General features: G+C 70.3%; 16 protein-coding genes. 11 read left to right on the top strand and 5 right to left on the bottom strand.

The features are described from left to right. Nucleotides 1–211: 211 nt before the first annotated feature. Nucleotides 212–1588 carry a hypothetical protein gene (locus ACH4EB_RS35410; protein ID WP_398352463.1) on the bottom strand — a complete coding sequence of 459 codons (1377 nt, stop codon included), beginning with the start codon at nucleotides 1586–1588 and terminating at the stop codon, nucleotides 212–214. Between the two features lie 465 nt (nucleotides 1589–2053). Then, complete coding sequence (locus tag ACH4EB_RS35405; protein ID WP_398352462.1) at nucleotides 2054–2482, bottom strand: hypothetical protein; 429 nt, start codon at nucleotides 2480–2482, stop codon at nucleotides 2054–2056. Between the two features lie 273 nt (nucleotides 2483–2755). Here ACH4EB_RS35405 and ACH4EB_RS35400 point away from each other — a divergent pair, with 273 nt between their 5' ends. Both ACH4EB_RS35400 and ACH4EB_RS35395 read left to right on the top strand, forming a co-directional pair. After that, nucleotides 2756–3064: a WXG100 family type VII secretion target gene (locus tag ACH4EB_RS35400; RefSeq protein ID WP_398352461.1), complete on the top strand. Its 309-nt coding sequence runs from the start codon at nucleotides 2756–2758 to the stop codon at nucleotides 3062–3064. After that, nucleotides 3061–3960: a WXG100 family type VII secretion target gene (locus ACH4EB_RS35395; protein WP_398352460.1), complete on the top strand. Its 900-nt coding sequence runs from the start codon at nucleotides 3061–3063 to the stop codon at nucleotides 3958–3960. The genes ACH4EB_RS35400 and ACH4EB_RS35395 overlap by 4 nt, the downstream gene beginning before the upstream one ends. 127 nt (nucleotides 3961–4087) lie before the next feature. Here ACH4EB_RS35395 and eccCa read toward each other — a convergent pair whose 3' ends face one another. Beyond that, nucleotides 4088–8044 (bottom strand): type VII secretion protein EccCa, encoded by a 3957-nt coding sequence (gene eccCa, locus ACH4EB_RS35390; RefSeq protein ID WP_398352458.1) that lies wholly within the window; start codon nucleotides 8042–8044, stop codon nucleotides 4088–4090. 280 nt (nucleotides 8045–8324) lie between these two features. Here eccCa and eccD point away from each other — a divergent pair, with 280 nt between their 5' ends. The 6 genes from eccD to ACH4EB_RS35360 all read left to right on the top strand — a co-directional run bounded on the left by eccD (nucleotide 8325) and on the right by ACH4EB_RS35360 (nucleotide 15448). Next, nucleotides 8325–9800, top strand: coding sequence for a type VII secretion integral membrane protein EccD (eccD, locus tag ACH4EB_RS35385; protein ID WP_398352457.1), 1476 nt, complete (start codon nucleotides 8325–8327; stop codon nucleotides 9798–9800). 198 nt (nucleotides 9801–9998) lie between these two features. Continuing rightward, the gene (gene rpsO, locus ACH4EB_RS35380) at nucleotides 9999–10286 is read left to right on the top strand and encodes a 30S ribosomal protein S15 (protein ID WP_003982664.1); all 288 of its coding nucleotides are present in this window, start codon (nucleotides 9999–10001) and stop codon (nucleotides 10284–10286) included. A gap of 300 nt (nucleotides 10287–10586) precedes the next feature. After that, nucleotides 10587–12800 (top strand): polyribonucleotide nucleotidyltransferase, encoded by a 2214-nt coding sequence (locus ACH4EB_RS35375; protein ID WP_398352505.1) that lies wholly within the window; start codon nucleotides 10587–10589, stop codon nucleotides 12798–12800. Next, nucleotides 12797–14176: a M16 family metallopeptidase gene (locus ACH4EB_RS35370; protein WP_398352455.1), complete on the top strand. Its 1380-nt coding sequence runs from the start codon at nucleotides 12797–12799 to the stop codon at nucleotides 14174–14176. Before ACH4EB_RS35375 ends, ACH4EB_RS35370 begins: the two co-directional genes overlap by 4 nt. A gap of 51 nt (nucleotides 14177–14227) precedes the next feature. After that, entirely contained in the window at nucleotides 14228–14980 is a 753-nt protein-coding gene (gene dapB, locus ACH4EB_RS35365) for a 4-hydroxy-tetrahydrodipicolinate reductase (protein WP_398352454.1), read from the top strand. A gap of 15 nt (nucleotides 14981–14995) precedes the next feature. Continuing rightward, nucleotides 14996–15448, top strand: coding sequence for a hypothetical protein (locus ACH4EB_RS35360; protein ID WP_398352453.1), 453 nt, complete (start codon nucleotides 14996–14998; stop codon nucleotides 15446–15448). Nucleotides 15449–15526: 78 nt separating this feature from the next. Here the strand turns inward: ACH4EB_RS35360 and ACH4EB_RS35355 are convergent, their stop codons facing one another. Next, the gene (locus ACH4EB_RS35355; protein ID WP_398352452.1) at nucleotides 15527–16075 is read right to left on the bottom strand and encodes a hypothetical protein; all 549 of its coding nucleotides are present in this window, start codon (nucleotides 16073–16075) and stop codon (nucleotides 15527–15529) included. A 125-nt stretch (nucleotides 16076–16200) separates the two neighbouring features. Further along, on the bottom strand, nucleotides 16201–16440 hold the full coding sequence (locus tag ACH4EB_RS35350) for a hypothetical protein (RefSeq protein ID WP_398352450.1): 240 nt from the start codon (nucleotides 16438–16440) through the stop codon (nucleotides 16201–16203). Nucleotides 16441–16673: 233 nt separating this feature from the next. Here ACH4EB_RS35350 and thyX point away from each other — a divergent pair, with 233 nt between their 5' ends. From thyX to ACH4EB_RS35335, 3 genes are all read left to right on the top strand, one after another. Continuing rightward, entirely contained in the window at nucleotides 16674–17432 is a 759-nt protein-coding gene (gene thyX, locus ACH4EB_RS35345; protein WP_398352449.1) for an FAD-dependent thymidylate synthase, read from the top strand. Nucleotides 17433–17667: 235 nt separating this feature from the next. Beyond that, on the top strand, nucleotides 17668–18567 hold the full coding sequence (gene dapA, locus ACH4EB_RS35340; protein WP_398352447.1) for a 4-hydroxy-tetrahydrodipicolinate synthase: 900 nt from the start codon (nucleotides 17668–17670) through the stop codon (nucleotides 18565–18567). Between the two features lie 113 nt (nucleotides 18568–18680). Beyond that, nucleotides 18681–20366, top strand: coding sequence for a ribonuclease J (locus tag ACH4EB_RS35335; RefSeq protein ID WP_398352446.1), 1686 nt, complete (start codon nucleotides 18681–18683; stop codon nucleotides 20364–20366). Nucleotides 20367–20748 lie beyond the last annotated feature (382 nt).

The raw sequence follows: 20748 nt of genomic DNA, 5'->3' as shown, positions 1-20748 counted from the left end.
GTGCCGGCCGACCTGCCGTGCTGACCGTGTTCTTCCTGATGCTCGCGCCGTGCGCGCCGCTCGCCCGCACTTCCGCGCTGCCCCGTAACTCCCGTGCTGCCGCGACTCCGTTCCTCGACTCCCGGCTGATCCTACGATCCGGCACCGACACCGGTACCGCTGCTCGCAGCGGCCCAGGCCAGCCCGTTACCGCTGTCCGCAGCGGCCCGGGTCAGCCCGCGGGCGGCGGGCCGAAGCCACCCTGCGGCGGGGGGTACCCGCCGGGGGCCGGGGCACCACCGGGCCCGGCCGGGCCGCCAGCCCCCTCATACAGGCCGGGCGCGGGAGCCGGGTACCCACCGGGCACCTGGAACCCGCCCGGCGCCGGGTATACCGGAACCCCTTGCTGCCCCGGATGTCCTGACGGCCCCTGGTATCCGCCATGCCCCGGCGCCCCATGCCCCGGCGCCCCATGCCCCGGCGCCCCATGCCCCGGTCCGCCGACAGCCCCGTACGGAGGCGCACCCACCGCCCCCGGCGCACCGGGAACCGCGAAACCCGGCATCCCGAACCCCGGCATCCCGGCCCCTGCCATCCCGGACCCCGGCCCCCCGGGCACCCCCGGCCAAACCGGCTCCCCGCGCCGCCCCATCAGGACCAGCACCAGCACCGAACCGACCAGCTCCACCACCACCTGCGCCCGGCCCAGCAGCGCGCCGCCCGGTGCGACGTCACCGAGTTCGAAGAACGTTCCCGTACGGATGGAGCCGCACAGGCTCAGGAAGGCGACCGGCAGCAGGGCCAGCGCCAGCCCGAGGGCGAAGCCGCGGGCGGAGACCCGGCGGGTGGCGGCGAGCAGCGCGCCGGCCGCGCACAGCGGCAGGAACGTCAGCCAGGCCCAGCCGGGCGCCATGCCCAGCATGGCCATGAGCAGGCCGCGGCCGGTGAACAGGACGTCCAGCGACGCTCCGGCCCCGTTGCCGAGGGATTGCACCAGCGCGTAGCAGATCCAGACCATGCACAGGAGGGTGAGCGCGCCCAGCACGATCGCGGTCACCGGGCCGGCCGGCCCGGCGGGACGCACCGGAGGCAGGCCGGGTGCCTTGCCGGGCCTCGGCCAGGCGCGAATACCGGCCGGCAGCACGACGGCCGCGACTAGGGTCAGCGGCACCAGCAGCCCCGCGGAGAGGAAGACCGCCATCAGGGTGTCGTCGTCGAGGCCGCCCGCGCCGAGGAACCAGGGGTTGGTCGAGGTGTGGTTGCCGGTGCTGACGATGGCCTGCACCCGCAGGGAGAACGTCATCGCGGTCGCCACCGCGAGCAGGCCGCCGGCCGGCCGCCGCCCGGCGAACGCGGTTCCCGCGGCGGCGCCTTGCAGCAGGGCCAGGCCCACCTCGTACGGAGTCGAGACCGGATAGGCCGCTGGAGCGCCACCGGAACCGGAAGAGCCGGCGGGACGGCCGGAACCGGGATGCGCGCCCCCCGTCCACAAATCCCACACACCACCAGGACCGATCGTTACAAGATCATGGCCCAGCCAGTACAGGGTGTGCAGAAGGAAAAGCAGGCACAAGGTGCCCGCCGTGATCCGCGCACCCTGACCGAGCATCCGAATATGTGGCATTTTGCTCCGCTCTCTCCCGCGTGTGCTTCTCCGGCACGCGATCGCGCACGATAGCAATGCCGGTCGAGATCGCATCGGGAGTCGGCGAGTGCCATCCAGGGGCGATCACGTACCGGCGAATGCGAACAAGCATCGGCCGGGTGAGCGGACAAGCGGGAAAATATGGTGTCGATTCAGGTACCGGACGCGTCGGTTTTCCTGTCGCGTCCGATCCCGAGGAGTCCAGCACCGAAGGAACCGAACGCGGAACCGAAGGAACCGAACGCGCCGAAGGCACCGTAGGAATCGAAGGCACTGAAGGCACTGAAGGCAGCGAACGCTCCGGAGGAACCGAACGCGCCGAAGACCGCCCGTACCGAGCCGCACCCCGCACGGGCCCCCGTGCATCGGACGCGCGCCCAACCCGGGCGCGGATTCCGGGCCCGGCCGCCGACAGCCGGGCCCACAAGGTCAGCTCCGGTGGCCCGTGCCGCCCCGGCCGCCCCGTCGCGGCCCCGTCACCAGGGCGTCCGAGGGACCGTCGCGCTCGGCGCGCTCTTGGTCCTCCTGCTCCGCCTGCTCCTTCTGCCACTGCGCGAACTGCTCGCGGGCCGCCTCCCGCTCGGCCTGCGTCCGGTTCTCCGCCGCCCGCCGCATCTCGCTCATGCGGTCGCCGATGGCGCCCATGTACTCCTCGGACTGGATGGCGTCCTTCATGCCGATCCGCCCGGAGAGTACCTCCTGGGCCATTTCCTGGAGCTTTCCGCCGACCTTGGGGTTGGTGGCCAGTGTCTGCAGGGCCTTGCGCAGCCGGTGCGCCTGCTCGGAGTCCTGGGCGACGTCCATCAGGTCCTCGTCCTGGATCTGCCGCTCATCGCCCAGGCCGCTCATACCGCTCATGTCTTCTTGCCCCCGGTGAACTCGATGGTACGGCAACCGCGTGTGCCGCGCCGGCGTCATGAGTCTAATGACGGATCGGAACCGCTCGTCAAGGAGGCTTGTTGGCATTGCGGGATATTGGTCCCTTTTCCCTCTCCGCGATGGTGTCCGGCCGCTTCGGGCGCGGCAGTCGGCCGCTATCCGGGTGTGCTAGACCTGGGGCCTTGTCCGGCAGGCCGTCGCCGCTTTCGAGCCGCGTCATTCGCGCCGCGCCCATCAATTCGGGGAGAAAAGATGTCAGACGAGGTCCGGATCAGTACCGAGGAGCTGCACAAGCTCGGTACCAAGTTCGAGATATCCGCGGACGACCTGGGCCGTGAGCTGACCGCTTTCAGACGGCGCGCCGACGCCGGGGCGCTGTGCGACGGATTCGGCTCACGCGAGGCGGCCAAGCCGTACCTGGAGCTGTACGAGCAGGCCGAGCGCGCCCTGGAGCAGTTGCGGGAGCGGCTGGCGGAGGTCGCCGGCGGCATCCGTGAGACGGCCGTGTCGACGGACACGGCCGAGGAAGAACTCGTCAAGACGATCCGGGGTGTCCGGTGACCGAGCAGCGCAACCCCCACGCCCTGCACGAGGCGGCGGCCGGCTGGCGGGACATGGGCAAGCACCTGGACGGCCTGGTGCGGGACCTGGACCGGCATGTGGGCGAGGCCGCGGCGGCCAACTGGCACGGCCCCGCGGGCGAGGCGTTCGCGGCGGAGTGGCATCAGCTCAAGCGGTCCGTCGACGAGACCCTGCCGGCCTTCGAACTCGCCGCGGCCGATCTGGAGAACGCCGCCTCCCAGGACAAGGGGGCGCACGCGGGCGCGGATTCCGGCGCTCACGACGCGGCCCCGGCCACCGCCCGGGACGACGGCGCGCAGTCGTCCGGTACGCAGACCGCGTACGGCTTCATGGCCCTCGGCCAGCTCGCCACGTCGCTGGGCGGCGCCTTCCGCGGCAGGGGAGGCAAGGGCCGCCAGGGACAGCGTCCTCCGCTGACCGCGCAGTGGGAGACCACCGGCGCGCCCCAGGGGCCCGACCCCTTCGGCCCGCCCCAGGCCGCCGACGTGAAGCGCGCACGAGGCGGCGCGGGTGTGGCCAAGGGCGTACGTACGGGAGGCACCGCGGCCGCAGGAGCCGCCGCCGAGGCCCCGGCCGGGAAGCCCGGCTCCGCGGCCCCCTCCGGCGCGGCCGCCCCGCCACCCGGCGGCCCCGGCACGGCGCCCGAGCGCCGGGCCAAGGAAGCACAGGAAGCCGCCAAGGAAGCGAAGGGAACCGAGGAAGCCACCAAGGACGCGACCGACGGACGGCCCGGGAAATCCCCCACGGCCACGGCCTCAGGCTCACAAAAGGCGGCCCCCAAGAGCCCGCCCGACGCCCAGGGCCGCCCCGGCGCCGAGGAGGGGGACGCCAAGGACCCGTCCCCTGACGTCCGCCGCCACGGCGCCTTCGGCTGACACCCTCCGCGACCTCCTCGCAGCCCCCGCGTCCCTTGCAAGGCGGTGGGGCGCCCCTCCCGAAGGAGAGACGCCCCACCGCCTTTCTCGGCGTCCGTGCGGCCCCGGAGCGGCGCCGCACGGGCCGTCAGCCGCTGTGGGCCGGCAGCCACCCGGTCTGCACCAACTGCGCACCGCGCTTGCGCGTGATGAAGTGCGCACGTCCCGGCGTCAGGCTGGTCGCCTTGATGTTGCCCATCAGCGGGCCCTCGCCCGGGTCACCCGAAAGGATCAGGCCCTGAGCGCCCAGCTCCTTCGTCCGCTGCATCACGGGCTCGAAGGAGGACCGTCCGGCCCCCGAGGAACTGCGCGCCAGGATCAGGCGCAGGCCCAGGTCGCGGGCGAACGGCAGGTACTCCAGCAGCGGCTGCAGCGGGTTGCCGCTGCTGGTCGCCACCAGGTCGTAGTCGTCCACGATCACGAACGCGTCCGGCAGGTCGTACCAACTGCGGTTGCGGAGCTGCTCCGGCGTGACGTCCGGACCCGGCATACGGCGGCCCAGCGAACCGGCCAGCCCGGTGATGACCTCCTGAAGCTGCGGCCCCGCGGCACAGTACTTGTACATGTGGCTCTCGGGGATCTCGCCGAGCAGCGCGCGCCGGTAGTCCGAGACCACCATGAGCGCCTTGTCCGACGGGTAGCGCTCCGCGATCTGCTTGGCGATCAGACGCAGCAGCGAGGACTTGCCGGACTCGCTCTCGCCGTAGATGACCAGCAGCGGGTCGGTCTCGAAGTCGATGAACGCCGGGGACAGCGTGGTCTCGTCGACACCGATCGCGATGCCGTGCTCCGGGTAGTCGCCGCCCTTGGGCAGGTCGCTCGCCGGCAGCAGCGTCGGCAGCATCCGCACCTTCGGGGCGGGCTCGCCCTGCCAGTGCTCCTTGACGGTGGCCACCAGGTGCGCCATGCCGTCGCTGAGGCTCTCCGCCTCCTGGACACCGTCGATGCGCGGCAGCGCCGCCAGGTAGTCCAGCTTCTCGGGGGACAGGCCCCGGCCCGGACGGCCCATCGGCACGTTCTCCGCGCGCTTGCGGTCGAACTCCGACTCCATCGGGTCACCGAGCCGCAGCTCGACGCGGTTCAGGAGCTGGTCGCGCAGCGCCGGCCGCACCTCGGTGTAGCGGGAGGCGCCCAGGATCAGGTGGATGCCGAAGCCCAGACCGCGGCCGGCGATGTCCAGGATGACCGGGTCGAGCTGCTCGTAGTCGGTCTTGAAGGTGCCCCAGCCGTCGATGACGAGGAAGACGTCGCCCCACTTCTGGTCCGGGAACGCGCCAGCGGCGCGCCGCTGGCGGTAGGTCCCCATGGAGTCGATGGAGTTGGCGCGGAAGAACTCCTCCCGCGCGTTGAGGATGCCGACGACCTCGGCGACCGTACGGCGGACCTTCTCCGCGTCCAGCCGGGAGGCGACCCCGCCGACGTGCGGCAGCCCCTCCATGGCCAGCATGCCGCCGCCGCCGAAGTCGAGGCAGTAGATCTGCACCTCGGCCGGGGTGTGGGTGAGCGCGAAGCCCGCCATGGCGGAACGGATCAGCGTCGACTTGCCGGACTGCGGTCCACCGACGACCAGGCCGTGACCGGCGCCCGCGGAGAAGTCCAGGTACATCACGTCGCGCCGCTGCTCGAACGGCTTGTCCACCAGCGCGACCGGCACGACCAGCTTGCCGAGCGCCGTGTACTCCGGGGCGTGCACGCCCCGCTCGGGCGTGACGGCGAGCGCCGGGAGCAACTGGTTGACCGTGGGGGACTCGTCCAGCGGCGGCAGCCACACCTGGTGCGCCGGCGGGCCCTGGCCCTGCATCCGCTGGACGATCACGTCCAGGACGGTGTCGGCCAGCGCGTCGTCCTGCTGCTGGGTGAGCGACGGCTCCTCGGCGATGATCTCCTCGACGATCGGCGCCAGCACCGGCGACGCGGTGAACGGCACCGGCATCCGGTTCGTACGGCCGCCACCGCCGCCACCGCCGGCGCCGGGCCCGCGGTAGGGGCCGGACACGTACGCGGCCTTGAACTGCACCATCGTCTCGGTGTCGTACTTCAGGATGCCGGAGCCCGGCACGTTGGGCAGGTGGTACGCGTCCGGCACACCGATCGCCGTACGGGACTCGGCGGCGGAGAACGTCCGCAGACCCAGCCGGTAGGACAGGAAGGTGTCCAGGCCGCGCAGCTTGCCCTCTTCGAGGCGCTGCGAGGCGAGCAGCATGTGCACGCCCATCGAACGGCCGATCCGGCCGATCTGGATGAACATGTCGATGAAGTCCGGCTTGGCGGTCAGCAGCTCGGAGAACTCGTCGAGCACCATCACCAGCGAGGGCAGCGGGTCCAGCGGGGCGCCGGCGGCACGTGCCTTCTCGTAGTCGGTGATGTTGGCGTAGTTGCCCGCCGAGCGCAGCAGCTCCTGACGGCGCTGCAGCTCACCGGTGATCGAGTCGCGCATGCGGTCGATCAGGCTGACGTCGTCGGCCAGGTTGGTGATGACCGCGGCGACGTGCGGCATGTCGGACATGCCGGTGAAGGTGGCGCCGCCCTTGAAGTCCGCGAGGATGAAGTTCAGCGTCTCCGAGGAGTGGGTGACCGCGAGGGCCAGCACCAGGGTGCGCAGCACCTCGGACTTGCCGGAACCGGTCGCGCCGACGCACAGGCCGTGCGGGCCCATGCCCTCCTGGGAGGCCTCCTTGATGTCGAGCATGACGGGCTGGCCGTCCTTGTCGACACCGATCGGCACCCGCAGCCGCTCGTGCAGCGTGCGCGGGCGCCAGGTGCGCGAGACGTCCACCGCGCCGGCGTCGCCGATGTTCATCAGGTCCGTGAAGTCCAGGTTGGACAGCAGCGGCTCCTCGCCGTCGGCGCCCGAACCGGCCCGCAGCGGCGCGAGCTGGCGGGCCAGCGACTCCGCCTCGGAGACCGACAGGGTGTCCACGACGCCGTTGTAGACCGCGCCGCCCGCCGACTCCAGCACCAGCTTGCCCGGCCGCACCTGGACGGCCAGGCCGCCCCGGATCTCGTCCAGGTCGCCCGGTACGACCTCCAGGATCGTCACGCCCTGGAGGCCCTCGGCCCCGGCGATCACCGAGTCCATCGGCACTTCGCCGGCGTCCAGCACGACCACCACGTGCGGGGTGTCGGTGACCGGTGTGCCCTGCGGGTTGAAGCGGCCGCGGCCCTCCAGGTCGTCGGCGAGCAGTTCCTCGATCTCGCCCAGGTCACCGACGACGAGCCGGCGGGTGCCGGCGCCGTCGGTGGTCTTGTCCTGTACGTGGGGCAGCCACTTGGTCCACTCCCACTCGGCCTGCGCGCCCGGCGCGGCCACCACGGCGACGACCAGGTCCTCCGGCGAGTGCAGGGTGCACAACTGCGCGAGGATGGCGCGCGCGGACCCGTACACGGTGTCCGGGTCGCCCGAGATCGTCAGGTGGTAGAAGGCGCGCAGCGAGACCGCGAGCGGCAGCGAGTCGAGGTACCCGTGCTTGTCGAGGAACTCCTTCATCGCGTGCGCGGTGAGCGGTTCCAGCTCGTCGACCGGCGCGGTCTCCGGCGCCTTCAGGGGAGTGGCCAGTTGCTGCGGCCCCAGCCCCATGCGCACCTGTGCGAAGTCCGGGTCGGACGCCCGGCGTTCCCACACCCGTTTGCCTTCGGCGACGATCGACCACAATTGGCCCGGATCGGGGTGGATGAAAAGCTGTGCGTCACGCTGTTTGCGCGCGGTGCGGCGTACTTCCTTTCGCTTCTGCGCCAGGTATTTGAGGTAATCCTGACGCTCCTGGAGCATTTGCCCGGAAGGCCCTTGGCGGGCCTTGACGATCTGGACAATAGCCATCGCGAGGGTGGAAACCACCATCACGCCGCCCATGATCTTCATGAACGGCTGGGTGCCCATGAACAGGAAACCCGCCGAACCCGCCATGCCCATCATCGGCATGAGGTTCATCAGCATGTTGTCCTCGCCTTCGCGAGGCAGCTCCGGCGGAGCTTCGAGCGTCAACTCCTCACCGGGGATATCAGGTGGAAGCGCGCGGGGCGGGCGCTTGACGATGACAACGCTCACCGAGGCATCAGTCCTTCATGCATCTCGCAGTCTCGGACCGCCCCCGTTGGTTCGACGGTCCCCCGGACCAAGTCCATGGCCCGACGCAGGCGTTGATCCTACTGTTAACGGTCAAGTGCCGGGGCGGGTGGGGCGGCGGCCTAATTGGGGGGTACGCTGACGCCTCGCGAGCGCGCCCAAGGCCCCGTAACGACGTCCCTTATTTAAGGCACGGTGGCGGCGCCCCTATATATAAGGCACGCACGCGACAAACTGCCCAACGGATAGGGGGAACCGCCAGGTGAGCACGACTACAGGCACCGGCTTCTGCCGGGTCACAGTCGCCGCGCCGGACGCACGGATCGACGTGGCACTGCCGGAGGATGTCGCACTCGTCGATATTTATCCGGAGATCCTGCGACTCTCCGGCCAGTCCCAGGCGGAGGGCGCCCCCACCGGATACCACCTGGTGCGCCGTGACGGCACCGTCCTGGACGCGGGGCAATCCCTCGCCCAGCAGCGCATCCTCGACGGCGACCTGCTCCTGCTGCGCCCGTTCGCCGAGTCGCTGCCGCTGCCCGTCTTCGACGACGTCTCGGACGCCGTCGCCTCCGCGGTCAAGCGCAGCCGCAACCGGTGGAGCGACGACCTGATGAACATCGTCGGCCTCACCGCCGGCGTGCTGCTGCTCGTCATGATGGCGTTCGCCCTGTGGTTCTCGAACCCGGTCGACCGCGACATGCACCGCCTGCCCGGCATCATCGCCGGCGTCACCGGCATCGTCCTGGTCGCCCTGTCCGGCGTACGGGCCCGGGTCTACGACGACCACGCCTCGTCCATCGCGCTGGGCCTGGCCTCGCTGCCGCACCTGCTGCTCGCCGGCTCCGGGATCATGCCGGTGACCGACGGTGAGGGCCCCGGCCGGCTGCAGTTCCTGGTCGGCTGCGTGACCGTGCTGATCGCGTCCGTACTCCTGGTGGTCCTGCTGCCGCGCGGCGACGCGCCCTTCGTGGCCGCCGCCTTCCTGGCCACCATCGGCACCCTCGCGGTCTTCGCCTCCATCCTCACCGAGGCCGAGCCGCGCGAGGTCGCCGCGGTCACCGCCGTGGTCGCCATCGCCGTGGTCGCCTGGCTGCCCGGCCTGTCCTCACGCTTCGCCCGGCTGCCCATCGGCTACAAGTCGCCCGACCAGATCGCCGCCGGCCCGCACACCGACGGCGAACAGAGCGCGGCGACCGAGTCCGTCGACTTCGTCAAGATCGGCAACCAGGCCAAGCGCGGCCATGAACTCCTGCTCGGCCTGGTCGCGGGCTGTTCCGCGCTGGTCGTCGGCGCCGCCGGTGTCGTGCTCGGCTTCTCCGACAACGGCTGGGCGCAGTTGCTGGCGCTGGCCGCGGGCATCACGATCATGCTGCGGGCCCGGCTCTTCGACTACACCGCCCAGGTCGCCTGCCTGACGATCGCCGGCATCCTGACGATCGTGTTGCTCATCCTGGGCATCGCGCTGCACCCGCCGGTCGACATCCTCGCCGACCTCGCCCGCTTCGGGGACTCCGGCCCGCTCAACATCCGTACGGTCTGGTTCTCCAGCAGCATCGCGGCCGGCGCCGCCATCCTGGTCGGAGTGGGTCTGATCGTCCCGCGCAAGGGCGTCACCCCCTTCTGGGGCCGCGTCTTCGACATCTTCGACGGGGTCGTCCTGCTGTCGCTGGTGCCGCTGTGCCTGGCGGTCCTGGACGTGTACGGCACCGTGCGCGGCCTGACCGGCTCCTCCTAGGCGGCCACGAAAAGCTCCTCGTACGGATGACCCGCCCGCGACAAGGGGTCACCCGTCCGCACGGCCCTCCGACCGACCGGTCAGGGGGCCGTTCGTAGCTGGTACTCTGGGTGACGGCCTTCGGTGAGTCATCCAAGATCCCCTGTGAAGCAAATCCAGGGGCGCTCCCGGGCCGATGGATTCCCAGAGGAGTACCGCGTGTCGCTCGACGCCGCTACGAAGAAGCAGATCATGGCCGAGTTCGCCACCAAGGAGGGCGACACCGGCTCCCCCGAGGTCCAGGTCGCGATGCTCTCCCGCCGCATCTCGGACCTGACCGAGCACCTCAAGGTCCACAAGCACGACCACCACTCGCGCCGTGGTCTGCTGCTCCTGGTCGGCCAGCGCCGCCGCCTGCTGCAGTACCTGGCGAAGAAGGACATCACGCGCTTCCGTGCGCTGGTCGAGCGCCTGGGCATCCGCCGCGGCGCGGCGGGCGCCAAGTAAGACGACGTGAAGGGAGCGGTTCCCACACCCGGGGGCCGCTCCCTTTGCCGTACGCACCGGACGTCCGGTCCCCTGCCTGGTGGACCGGAGCTTTGTAGTCTGGTCCCATAACGCCATAGAGAACGAGGTGGGGCGCCCTTCAGCCGCCGGTCCTCGGTAGTGGCCCCCGGATGGCGCGCGGACGACCGCGCGGCCCTGTATCCGGGTGCTTCGATCGAAGACCGGCCCGCAACCCCGGCGCTCCACCGAAGAAGGTCCGCCGCCACACGGGCGGTGGACGCAGACGAGGAGATATCCCTGGTGGAGAACGAGACCCACTACGCCGAGGCCGTCATCGACAACGGCTCCTTCGGCACCCGCACCATCCGCTTCGAGACGGGCCGCCTGGCCAAGCAGGCCGCCGGCTCCGCCGTCGCGTACCTGGACGACGACACCATGGTGCTGTCGGCCACCAGCGCGTCCAAGACGCCCAAGGACCAGCTCGACTTCTTCCCCCTGACGGTGGACGTCGAAGAGCGCATGTACGCGGCCGGCAAGATCCCCGGCTCCTTCTTCCGCCGTGAGGGCCGGCCCTCCGAGGACGCGATCCTCACCTGCCGCCTGATCGACCGGCCGCTGCGCCCCTCCTTCAAGAAGGGCCTGCGCAACGAGATCCAGATCGTCGAGACGATCATGGCGCTCAACCCCGATCACCTCTACGACGTGGTCGCCATCAACGCCGCCTCCTGCTCCACGCAGCTCGCCGGCCTGCCCTTCTCCGGCCCGATCGGCGGCACCCGTGTCGCGCTGATCAACGGCCAGTGGGTCGCCTTCCCGACCCACACCGAGCTGGAGAACGCGGTCTTCGACATGGTCGTGGCCGGCCGGGTCCTCCCGGACGGCGACGTCGCGATCATGATGGTCGAGGCCGAGGCCACCGAGAAGACCATCCAGCTCGTCAAGGACGGCGCCGAGGCCCCCACCGAGGAGGTCGTCGCCGCCGGCCTGGAGGCCGCCAAGCCCTTCATCAAGGTGCTGTGCAAGGCCCAGTCGGACCTGGCCGCCAAGGCCGCGAAGCCGGTCGGCGAGTTCCCGGTCTTCCTCGACTTCCAGGACGACGTCCTGGAGGCGCTGACCGCCGCCGTCAAGGGCGAGCTGGCGCAGGCGCTGACCATCGCGGGCAAGCAGGACCGCGAGGCGGAGCTGGACCGCGTCAAGGCCGTGGCCGCCGAGAAGCTGCTGCCGCAGTTCGAGGGCCGCGAGAAGGAGATCTCCGCCGCCTACCGCGCGCTGACCAAGTCCCTCGTGCGTGAGCGCGTCATCAAGGACAAGGTCCGCATCGACGGCCGTGGCGTGACGGACATCCGTACGCTCGCCGCCGAGGTCGAGGCGATCCCGCGCGTGCACGGCTCGGCGCTGTTCGAGCGTGGCGAGACCCAGATCCTGGGCGTCACCACCCTGAACATGCTCCGCATGGAGCAGCAGCTCGACACCCTCTCCCCGGTGACGCGCAAGCGCTACATGCACAACTACAACTTCCCGCCGTACTCGGTCGGCGAGACCGGCCGCGTGGGCTCGCCCAAGCGCCGCGAGATCGGCCACGGCGCGCTCGCCGAGCGCGCCATCGTGCCGGTGCTGCCGACGCGCGAGGAGTTCCCGTACGCCATCCGCCAGGTCTCCGAGGCGCTGGGCTCCAACGGCTCGACCTCGATGGGCTCGGTCTGCGCCTCGACGATGTCGCTGCTGAACGCCGGTGTGCCGCTCAAGGCCCCGGTCGCCGGTATCGCCATGGGCCTGATCTCCCAGGAGATCGACGGCAAGACGCACTACGTCGCCCTCACCGACATCCTCGGTGCGGAGGACGCTTTCGGCGACATGGACTTCAAGGTCGCCGGTACGAAGCAGTTCGTGACCGCGCTCCAGCTCGACACCAAGCTCGACGGCATCCCCGCCTCGGTCCTGGCCGCCGCGCTGAAGCAGGCCCGTGACGCGCGTCTGCACATCCTCGACGTGATGAACGAGGCGATCGACGTTCCGGACGAGATGTCCCCGAACGCGCCGCGCATCATCACCGTCAAGATCCCGGTGGACAAGATCGGTGAGGTCATCGGCCCCAAGGGCAAGATGATCAACCAGATCCAGGAGGACACCGGCGCCGACATCACGATCGAGGACGACGGCACCATCTACATCGGTGCCGCCGACGGCCCGGCCGCCGAGGCCGCCCGCGCCACGATCAACGGCATCGCCAACCCGACCATGCCGGAGGTCGGCGAGCGCTACCTGGGCACGGTCGTCAAGACCACCACCTTCGGTGCGTTCGTCTCCCTGCTCCCGGGCAAGGACGGCCTGCTGCACATCTCGCAGATCCGCAAGCTGGCCGGCGGCAAGCGCGTGGAGAACGTCGAGGACGTGCTCGCCGTGGGCGCCAAGGTCCAGGTCGAGATCGCCGAGATCGACCAGCGCGGCAAGCTGTCGCTGGCCCCGGTCATCGAGGGTGAAGACGACGACGCGAAGGACGACGCCGCCAAGTGACGTCCCGTAGCTCACGGACGACGGCCCGCACCTCTTCGGAGGGGCGGGCCGTCGCCCGTACCCAAACGCTTCTCAAGGGGACCAACGGCGCCGGCACGGTCCGCAAGACGGTCCTGCCCGGCGGCCTGCGCGTGGTCACCGAGACCCTGCCCTCCGTACGCTCCGTCACCTTCGGCATCTGGGCCAACGTCGGCTCCCGCGACGAGACGCCCTCGCTGAACGGCGCCACCCACTACCTGGAGCACCTGCTCTTCAAGGGCACCAGGAAGCGCAGCGCGCTGGACATCTCCGCCGCCATCGACGAGGTCGGCGGCGAGATGAACGCCTTCACGGCGAAGGAGTACACCTGCTACTACGCGCGGGTGCTGGACACCGACCTGCCGCTCGCCATCGACGTGGTCTGCGACATGCTGACCGGCTCGCTCATCGAGCCCGCCGACGTCGACGCCGAGCGCGGCGTGATCCTCGAAGAGATCGCGATGACCGAGGACGACCCGGGCGACTGCGTGCACGACCTGTTCGCGCACACCATGCTCGGCGACACGCCCCTCGGCCGCCCGGTCCTCGGCTCCGTCGACACGGTCAACGCCCTCAGCCCCGAACGCATCCGCCGCTTCTACAAGAAGCACTACGACCCCACCCGCCTGGTCGTCGCCGCCGCCGGCAACGTCGACCACGCCAAGGTCGTCCGCATGGTCCGCGCCGCCTTCGACAAGGCCGGTGCCCTCGACCGTACGGACGCCGTTCCGGTGGCCCCGCGCGACGGTTCCCGGACCATCCGTACGGCGGGCCGCGTGGAGCTGCTCAACCGCAAGGCCGAGCAGGCCCACGTGATCCTCGGCGTGCCGGGCCTGGCCCGCACCGACGACCGCCGCTGGGCCATGGGCGTGCTGAACACGGCCCTCGGCGGCGGCATGAGTTCCCGCCTCTTCCAGGAGGTACGGGAAAAGCGCGGCCTGGCCTACAGCGTGTACTCGTACACCTCCGGCTACGCCGACTGCGGCCTGTTCGGCGTGTACGCGGGCTGCCGCCCGAACCAGGTCGACGACGTCCTGAAGATCTGCCGCGACCAGCTCGACCAGGTCGCGGCCGAGGGCCTGTCGGACGACGAGATCCGCCGGGCGATCGGGCAACTGCGCGGTTCGACGGTGCTCGGCCTGGAGGACACCGGCGCGCTGATGAACCGCATCGGCAAGAGCGAGCTGTGCTGGGGCGCCCAGATGTCGGTCGACGACATGCTGGCCCGGATAGCGGCGGTCACCCCGGACGAGGTACGGGAACTCGCCCGCGATGTACTGGGGCAGCGCCCGTCGCTGTCCGTCATCGGCCCGCTGAAGGACCGGCAGGCGGACCGGCTGCACGACGCGGTCGCCTGACCTCACGTATCAGGCGTACCAGGAGTACTGGGAAAGAGAGAGCGGGAAACGATGAGCAAGCTGCGCGTGGCCGTACTCGGCGCCAAGGGCCGCATCGGCTCCGAGGCCGTACGGGCCGTCGAGGCCGCCGAGGACATGGAACTGGTCGCGGCCCTGGGGCGGGGCGACGAGCTGGAGACGCTGACCGAGGCCGGTGCCCAGGTCGCGGTCGAGCTGACCCACCCGGACGCGGTCATGCGAAACCTGGAGTTCTGCGTCCGCAACGGCATCCACGGCGTCGTCGGCACCACCGGCTGGACCGACGAACGTCTCGCGGAGCTGCGCGGCCGGCTCGACGCGTCGCCCCGTACGGGCGTGCTCATCGCCCCGAACTTCTCCATCGGCGCGGTGCTGACCATGCGGTTCGCGCAACAGGCGGCCCGGTTCTTCGAATCGGCCGAGGTCATCGAGCTGCACCACCCGAACAAGGCCGACGCCCCCTCGGGCACCGCGGCCCGCACGGCCAAGCTGATCGCCGAGGCCCGCGCCGCCGCGGACTGCCCGCCGCAGCCGGACGCCACGAGCAGCGCGCTGGACGGCGCCCGCGGCGCGGACGTGGACGGCATCCCCGTCCACTCCGTACGGCTGCGCGGCCTCCTGGCCCACCAGGAGGTGCTGCTCGGCGGGGTGGGGGAGACCCTCACCATCCGCCACGACTCGCTGCACCACAGCAGCTTCATGCCGGGCATCCTGCTCGGCGTGCGCCGCGTGGTGACCACTCCCGGCCTGACCATGGGCCTGGAGAACTTCCTCGACCTGGACTGACGGGCAGAACCGACCGTGCGTGCAAAGATCACCTACTGCGTCCTCGCGGCGATCCTGGTCGTCTACTTCGGCCTCGTCGGCAGCCGGGGCGTCCTGCTCATCGAGCAGGGCACCGTGCTGACCGTCGCGTTCGGGGTCGCCGTCCTGATCCTGCCGTTCATCGGCGTGTGGTTCCTCTGGCACACCACCCAGTTCGCCCGCAAGGCCGGCCGCCTGGCGCGTGAGCTGGAGGCCGAGGGCGGGCTGCCGCTCGACGAACTGAAGCGCACCCCGGGCGGCCGCATCGACCGGGACTCCGCCGACGAGGTCTTCGACCGGCGCCGCGCCGAGACGGAGCGGGCCCCGGAGGACTGGCGCACCTGGTTCCGGCTGGCGGTCGCCTACCACGACGCGCGGGACACTCCGCGGGCCCGTAAGGCGATGCAGCGGGCCATCGCCCTGCACGACGACAAGCCCGTACGGGCCTGAGCCGTACGGGCGCGAGCGCTCACCGGGGCCGGTTTCCGACCAGGAGCCGGCCCCGGCCCGCGTCCGCCGGTGGTACGTCTACCGGTGGTGCTCCGCCGCCCACGCCTCCAGTACGTCCGCGGCCCGGTCGAACGCCTCGGGGCGCGTCAGGAAGTCCCCGTTGCGGTCCGTGACGAGCGTCCGCAGCGGAGCGCCGCTCTGCCGGTCGACGACCAGCGCCTGGCCCTGCACCGTCCGCGGCAGGCCCAGCCAGCGCACCGGCCGCTGCACCGTACGGACGGCCGCCACCTCGCTCCAGCGCAGCGTCGTCGTGCGCACCAGCTCCACCTGCCGCAGGCCGTGGGCGCTCACCCACATCCCCACCCGCAGGAAGCGCAGCGCGAGCGCGATGATCAGTACCGCGACAGCGGCGCAGACGGCGGCGGCGGGCAGCGCGCCCGCGGCCGCGATGATCACCGCGGACAGCAGGACGAACGAGGCCAGCAGCAGAAGCACGGCGGCCGCCCCCACGCGTCCGGGACCCGGACGGTAGGGACGGCGCCAGCGGTCGGACCCGGCATGGGGCAGCGGGGCTTCGACGGCCTGGTCGTCGAGATCGCGGTCGGCCGTCAGGAAGGTCAGGGGCACGGCGGATCCTCACTCCAGGCACGCAGACGAAAGCTGTGACCGGTGAGGTTATCGAGACTTACGGGCCGGAACCACTTCGTGCCGGGCGGCACGCGCGGTGTGCGCGCGTGGACCGCCCGGCCGGGTCAGCGGCCGTGCGCCGCCTCGGACTGGTGCGTGCCGACACCGCCGGACTCCTGCTGGAGCGCCGGAACGCCGAGCAGCAGGGCGCCGGCGAGGCCGCCGACGACCGTCAGGCCGATCAGGGACCGGCCCGCGAGCTGGGCACGACTGACGCGTTCTCGGGGCGGGGGCGCGACATTGCTGCGGAACCGGTCGGCCTCGGCGACGAAGGCGAACGGCACTGGCTCTCGCCGGCGGAACATGAGCGGGCTCTCCTTGGAACCTCGAAGTGGGCACTGTCACAGGGTTAGACGTCTGCCGCGCCCGTTTGGTGCCCGTTTTCTGCAAGTTCTGTGAAAAATATCAACCACAGGACGAGCCGGGCGAGACAGAGTCCGTTTTTGTACGGTACGCGGTATCCCGCCGCATTTCCGGGACTGTCAGTGGCGGGCCGTAGGCTGGGGCCGCCACGTGGAATGAACGGAAGGAACCGTCGGTGTCCCCTACCCCCGCCGAGAGCGTCGAAAGCTCCGAAGGCACGGCCCCCAGCTTCCGGAGCGAGGTGACGGTCGAGCTGGTCAAGCACAGCGCCGCGGACAGTGACGTGCTGTGGGCGGCCCGCGTCTCCACCGCCGGCGAGCAGTCGCTGGAGGAGCTGCAGAAGGATCCGGAGCGCTCCAAGGGCCTGATCAACTACCTGATGCGGGACCGGCACGGCAGCCCCTTCGAGCACAACTCGATGACCTTCTTCATCGGTGCGCCGATCTTCGTCTTCCGCGAGTTCATGCGGCACCGCGTCGGCTGGTCCTACAACGAGGAGTCCGGCCGCTACCGTCAGCTCGACCCGGTCTTCTACGTCCCCTCGGAGTCCCGCAAGCTGGTCCAGCAGGGCCGCCCCGGGAAGTACGAGTTCGTCGCGGGCACCCCGGAGCAGCACGCGCTCACCGGCAAGGCCATGGAGGACTCCTACCGGCAGGCGTACGAGGCGTACCAGGAGATGCTGGCCGCCGGCGTCGCCCGCGAGGTGGCCCGCGCGGTCCTGCCGGTCGGCCTGTACTCCTCCATGTACGCGACCTGCAACGCCCGTTCGCTGATGCACTTCCTCGGGCTGCGCACCCAGCACGAGCTGGCGGCCGTGCCGTCCTTCCCGCAGCGTGAGATCGAGATGGTCGGCGAGCAGATGGAGGCCCACTGGGCCCGGCTGATGCCGCTCACCTACGCCGCCTTCAACGCCAACGGCCGTATCGCCCCGTAAGGGCCCGCGTCCGGCGGCGACCCGCCGGACCGGTGTGCGGACCGGGCGCCGCCCGCCGGACCGAACCGGTCCGCACAGACGTACCAAGTGTCCGTATTGCGGCATTTTGAGAAGTTCATCTACGCTGAAGAAACGGACCCGGCACTGCTTGAACCCCCGAGCAAGCAGTGCCGGAGTCCATATCCCGGCTCCCCAGGGGCGCGACCCGAGGTGAGCTACGAGTAGCGTGGTGCCCATGGCTCCGACTTCCACACCGCAGACCCCCTTCGGGCGGGTGCTGACCGCCATGGTCACGCCGTTCACGGCGGATGGCGCTCTCGATCTCGACGGTGCGCAGCAGCTCGCCGCGCATCTGGTGGACTCCGGCAACGACGGTCTCATCGTCAACGGCACCACCGGTGAGTCACCGACCACCAGCGATGCGGAGAAAGCCCAGCTCGTCCGGGCCGTGGTGGATGCGGTCGGAGACCGGGCCTTCGTCGTCGCCGGAGCCGGCACCAACGACACCGACCACAGCCTGCAGCTCGCCCGCGCCGCGCGCGACGCCGGCGCCCACGGCCTGCTCGCCGTGACGCCGTACTACAGCAAGCCCCCGCAGGAAGGTCTCTTCCGGCACTTCACCGCCATCGCGGACGCGACCGACCTGCCGGTCATGCTGTACGACATCCCCGGCCGCAGCGGCGTGCCGATCAACACCGAGACCATGGTGCGCCTGGCCGAGCACCCGCGGATCGTCGCCAACAAGGACGCCAAGGGCGACCTCGGCCGCGCGAGCTGGGCCATCGCCCGCTCCAACCTCGCGTGGTACAGCGGCGACGACATGCTCAACCTGCCGCTGCTGTCCGTCGGAGCCGTCGGCTTCGTCTCGGTCGTCGGCCACGTCGTCACGCCCGAGCTGCGCGCCCTGCTCGACGCCCACCTGCACGGCGACGTCACCAAGGCCACCGAGATCCACCAGAAGCTGCTGCCCGTCTTCACCGGTATGTTCCGCACCCAGGGCGTCATCACGACCAAGGCCGCGCTCGGCCTCCAGGGCCTGCCCGCCGGGCCGCTGCGCCTGCCGCTGGTGGAACTGTCCGCGGAGGAGACCGAACAGCTCAAGCGCGATCTCGCTGCCGGCGGGGTACAGCTCTAACCACAGACTTCACAACTGAATACGGAAAACAACCGCCAAACCGCAAGTGCACGAATGTCATGCGCGCCACGTGTGCCTCCCGGCGACGTGGCGTGTGTGGTGAGGAGAGTCTTTTGAGTCATCCGCATCCTGAGCTCGGCGCACCGCCGAAGCTTCCCAAGGGCGGCCTGCGCGTCACCCCCCTCGGCGGCCTGGGAGAAATCGGCCGCAACATGACGGTCTTCGAATACGGCGGCCGGTTGCTGATCGTCGACTGCGGAGTGCTTTTCCCCGAGGAGGAGCAGCCCGGAATCGACCTGATCCTGCCGGACTTCTCGTCCGTCAGGGACCGCCTCGACGACATCGACGGCATCGTGCTCACGCACGGCCACGAGGACCACATCGGCGGTGTCCCCTACCTCCTGCGCGAGAAGCCGGACATTCCGCTGATCGGCTCCAAGCTGACCCTCGCCCTCATCGAGGCGAAGCTCCAGGAGCACCGCATCCGGCCGTACACGCTGGAGGTCAAGGAAGGCGACACGGAGGGCATCGGCCCCTTCGACTGCGAGTTCGTCGCGGTCAACCACTCCATCCCGGACGCCCTCGCGGTCGCCATCCGCACCCCCGCGGGCATGGTCGTGCACACCGGCGACTTCAAGATGGACCAGCTCCCGCTGGACCGCCGCCTGACGGACCTCCCGAAGTTCGCCAAGCTGGGCGAGGAGGGCATCGACCTCCTGCTGTCCGACTCCACGAACGCCGAGGTCCCGGGCTTCGTACCGCCCGAGCGCGACATCTCCAACGTGTTGCGCCAGGTCTTCGCGAGCGCCCAGAAGCGCATCATCGTGGCCAGCTTCGCCAGCCATGTGCACCGCATCCAGCAGATCCTGGACGCGGCACACGAGTACGGCCGACGGGTCGCCTTCGTGGGCCGCTCGATGGTCCGCAACATGGGCATCGCCCGCGAACTGGGCTACCTGAAGGTCCCGGCCGGGCTGGTCGTCGACGTCAAGGCCCTCGACGACCTGCCGGACGACGAGGTCGTCCTGGTCTGCACGGGGTCCCAGGGCGAGCCGATGGCGGCCCTGTCCCGGATGGCCAACCGCGACCACCAGATCCGTATCGTCCCGGGCGACACGGTGATTCTCGCGTCGTCGCTGATCCCCGGCAACGAGAACGCGGTCTACCGCGTCATCAACGGCCTGACCCGCTGGGGCGCCAACGTCGTCCACAAGGGCAACGCCAAGGTGCACGTCTCGGGCCACGCCTCGGCCGGCGAGTTGCTGTACTTCTACAACATCTGCAAGCCGAAGAACCTGATGCCGGTGCACGGCGAATGGCGTCACCTGCGCGCCAACGCCGAACTCGGCGCGCTGACCGGTGTCCCCAAGGACCGGATCGTCATCGCCGAGGACGGCGTCGTCGTCGACATGGTCAAGGGCGTTGCCAAGATCGTCGGCAAGGTCCAGGCGGGTTACGTGTACGTCGACGGCCTCTCGGTCGGCGATGTCACCGAGTCCTCCCTCAAGGACCGCCGCATCCTCGGTGACGAGGGCATCATCTCGGTGTTCCTGGTCGTGGACTCCAGCACCGGCAAGATCGTCGGAGGGCCGCACATCCAGGCCCGCGGCTCCGGCATCGACGACGCGGATTTCGCCGCCGTGCTTCCCAAGATCGACGAAATCCTCGCCAAGGCCGCCCAGGACGGCGTTGCGGAGCCTCGCCAGCTCCAGCAGCTCGTCCGCCGGGCCATCGGCAAGTGGGTCTCCGACAACTTCCGTCGGCGCCCGATGATCCTCCCGGTGGTCGTCGAGGTCTGACCCCTCGGGGGATCACCTGCACACGTACGGGAGCGGGGCAACCGGATTTGCATCCGGGCGCCCCGCTCCAGTACGTTTACGGCTCCGCCTGAACGGGAACCTCGGTACGTCGACAGCGTCCGGTGGCTGCCCACGACGGGACGGAATTCCGACCCAGAGCAATCTGATAATGTCGGAGCAGCCGAAAGGCAAACTCCTTCCGATAAAGTCGGAAACGAATTCAGCCCGGAAACGGACTGTGAATCGGATCTGATAGAGTCGGAAAGGTCGGAAAGCGAAAGCCGGACGGCCGCCCCGCTCCAGCAGGGACCGGATACGGAAAAGGCGGAAACGCCGAACGGGTCTGGTAAGGTTGGAACCGCGAAGAAGCCGAAAGGCCGAA

The organism is Streptomyces sp. NPDC018045, from assembly GCF_044327445.1.
In the GTDB taxonomy this organism is placed as follows: Bacteria; Actinomycetota; Actinomycetes; order Streptomycetales; family Streptomycetaceae; genus Streptomyces.
This window is presented reverse-complemented; position numbering and strand designations above follow the sequence as displayed.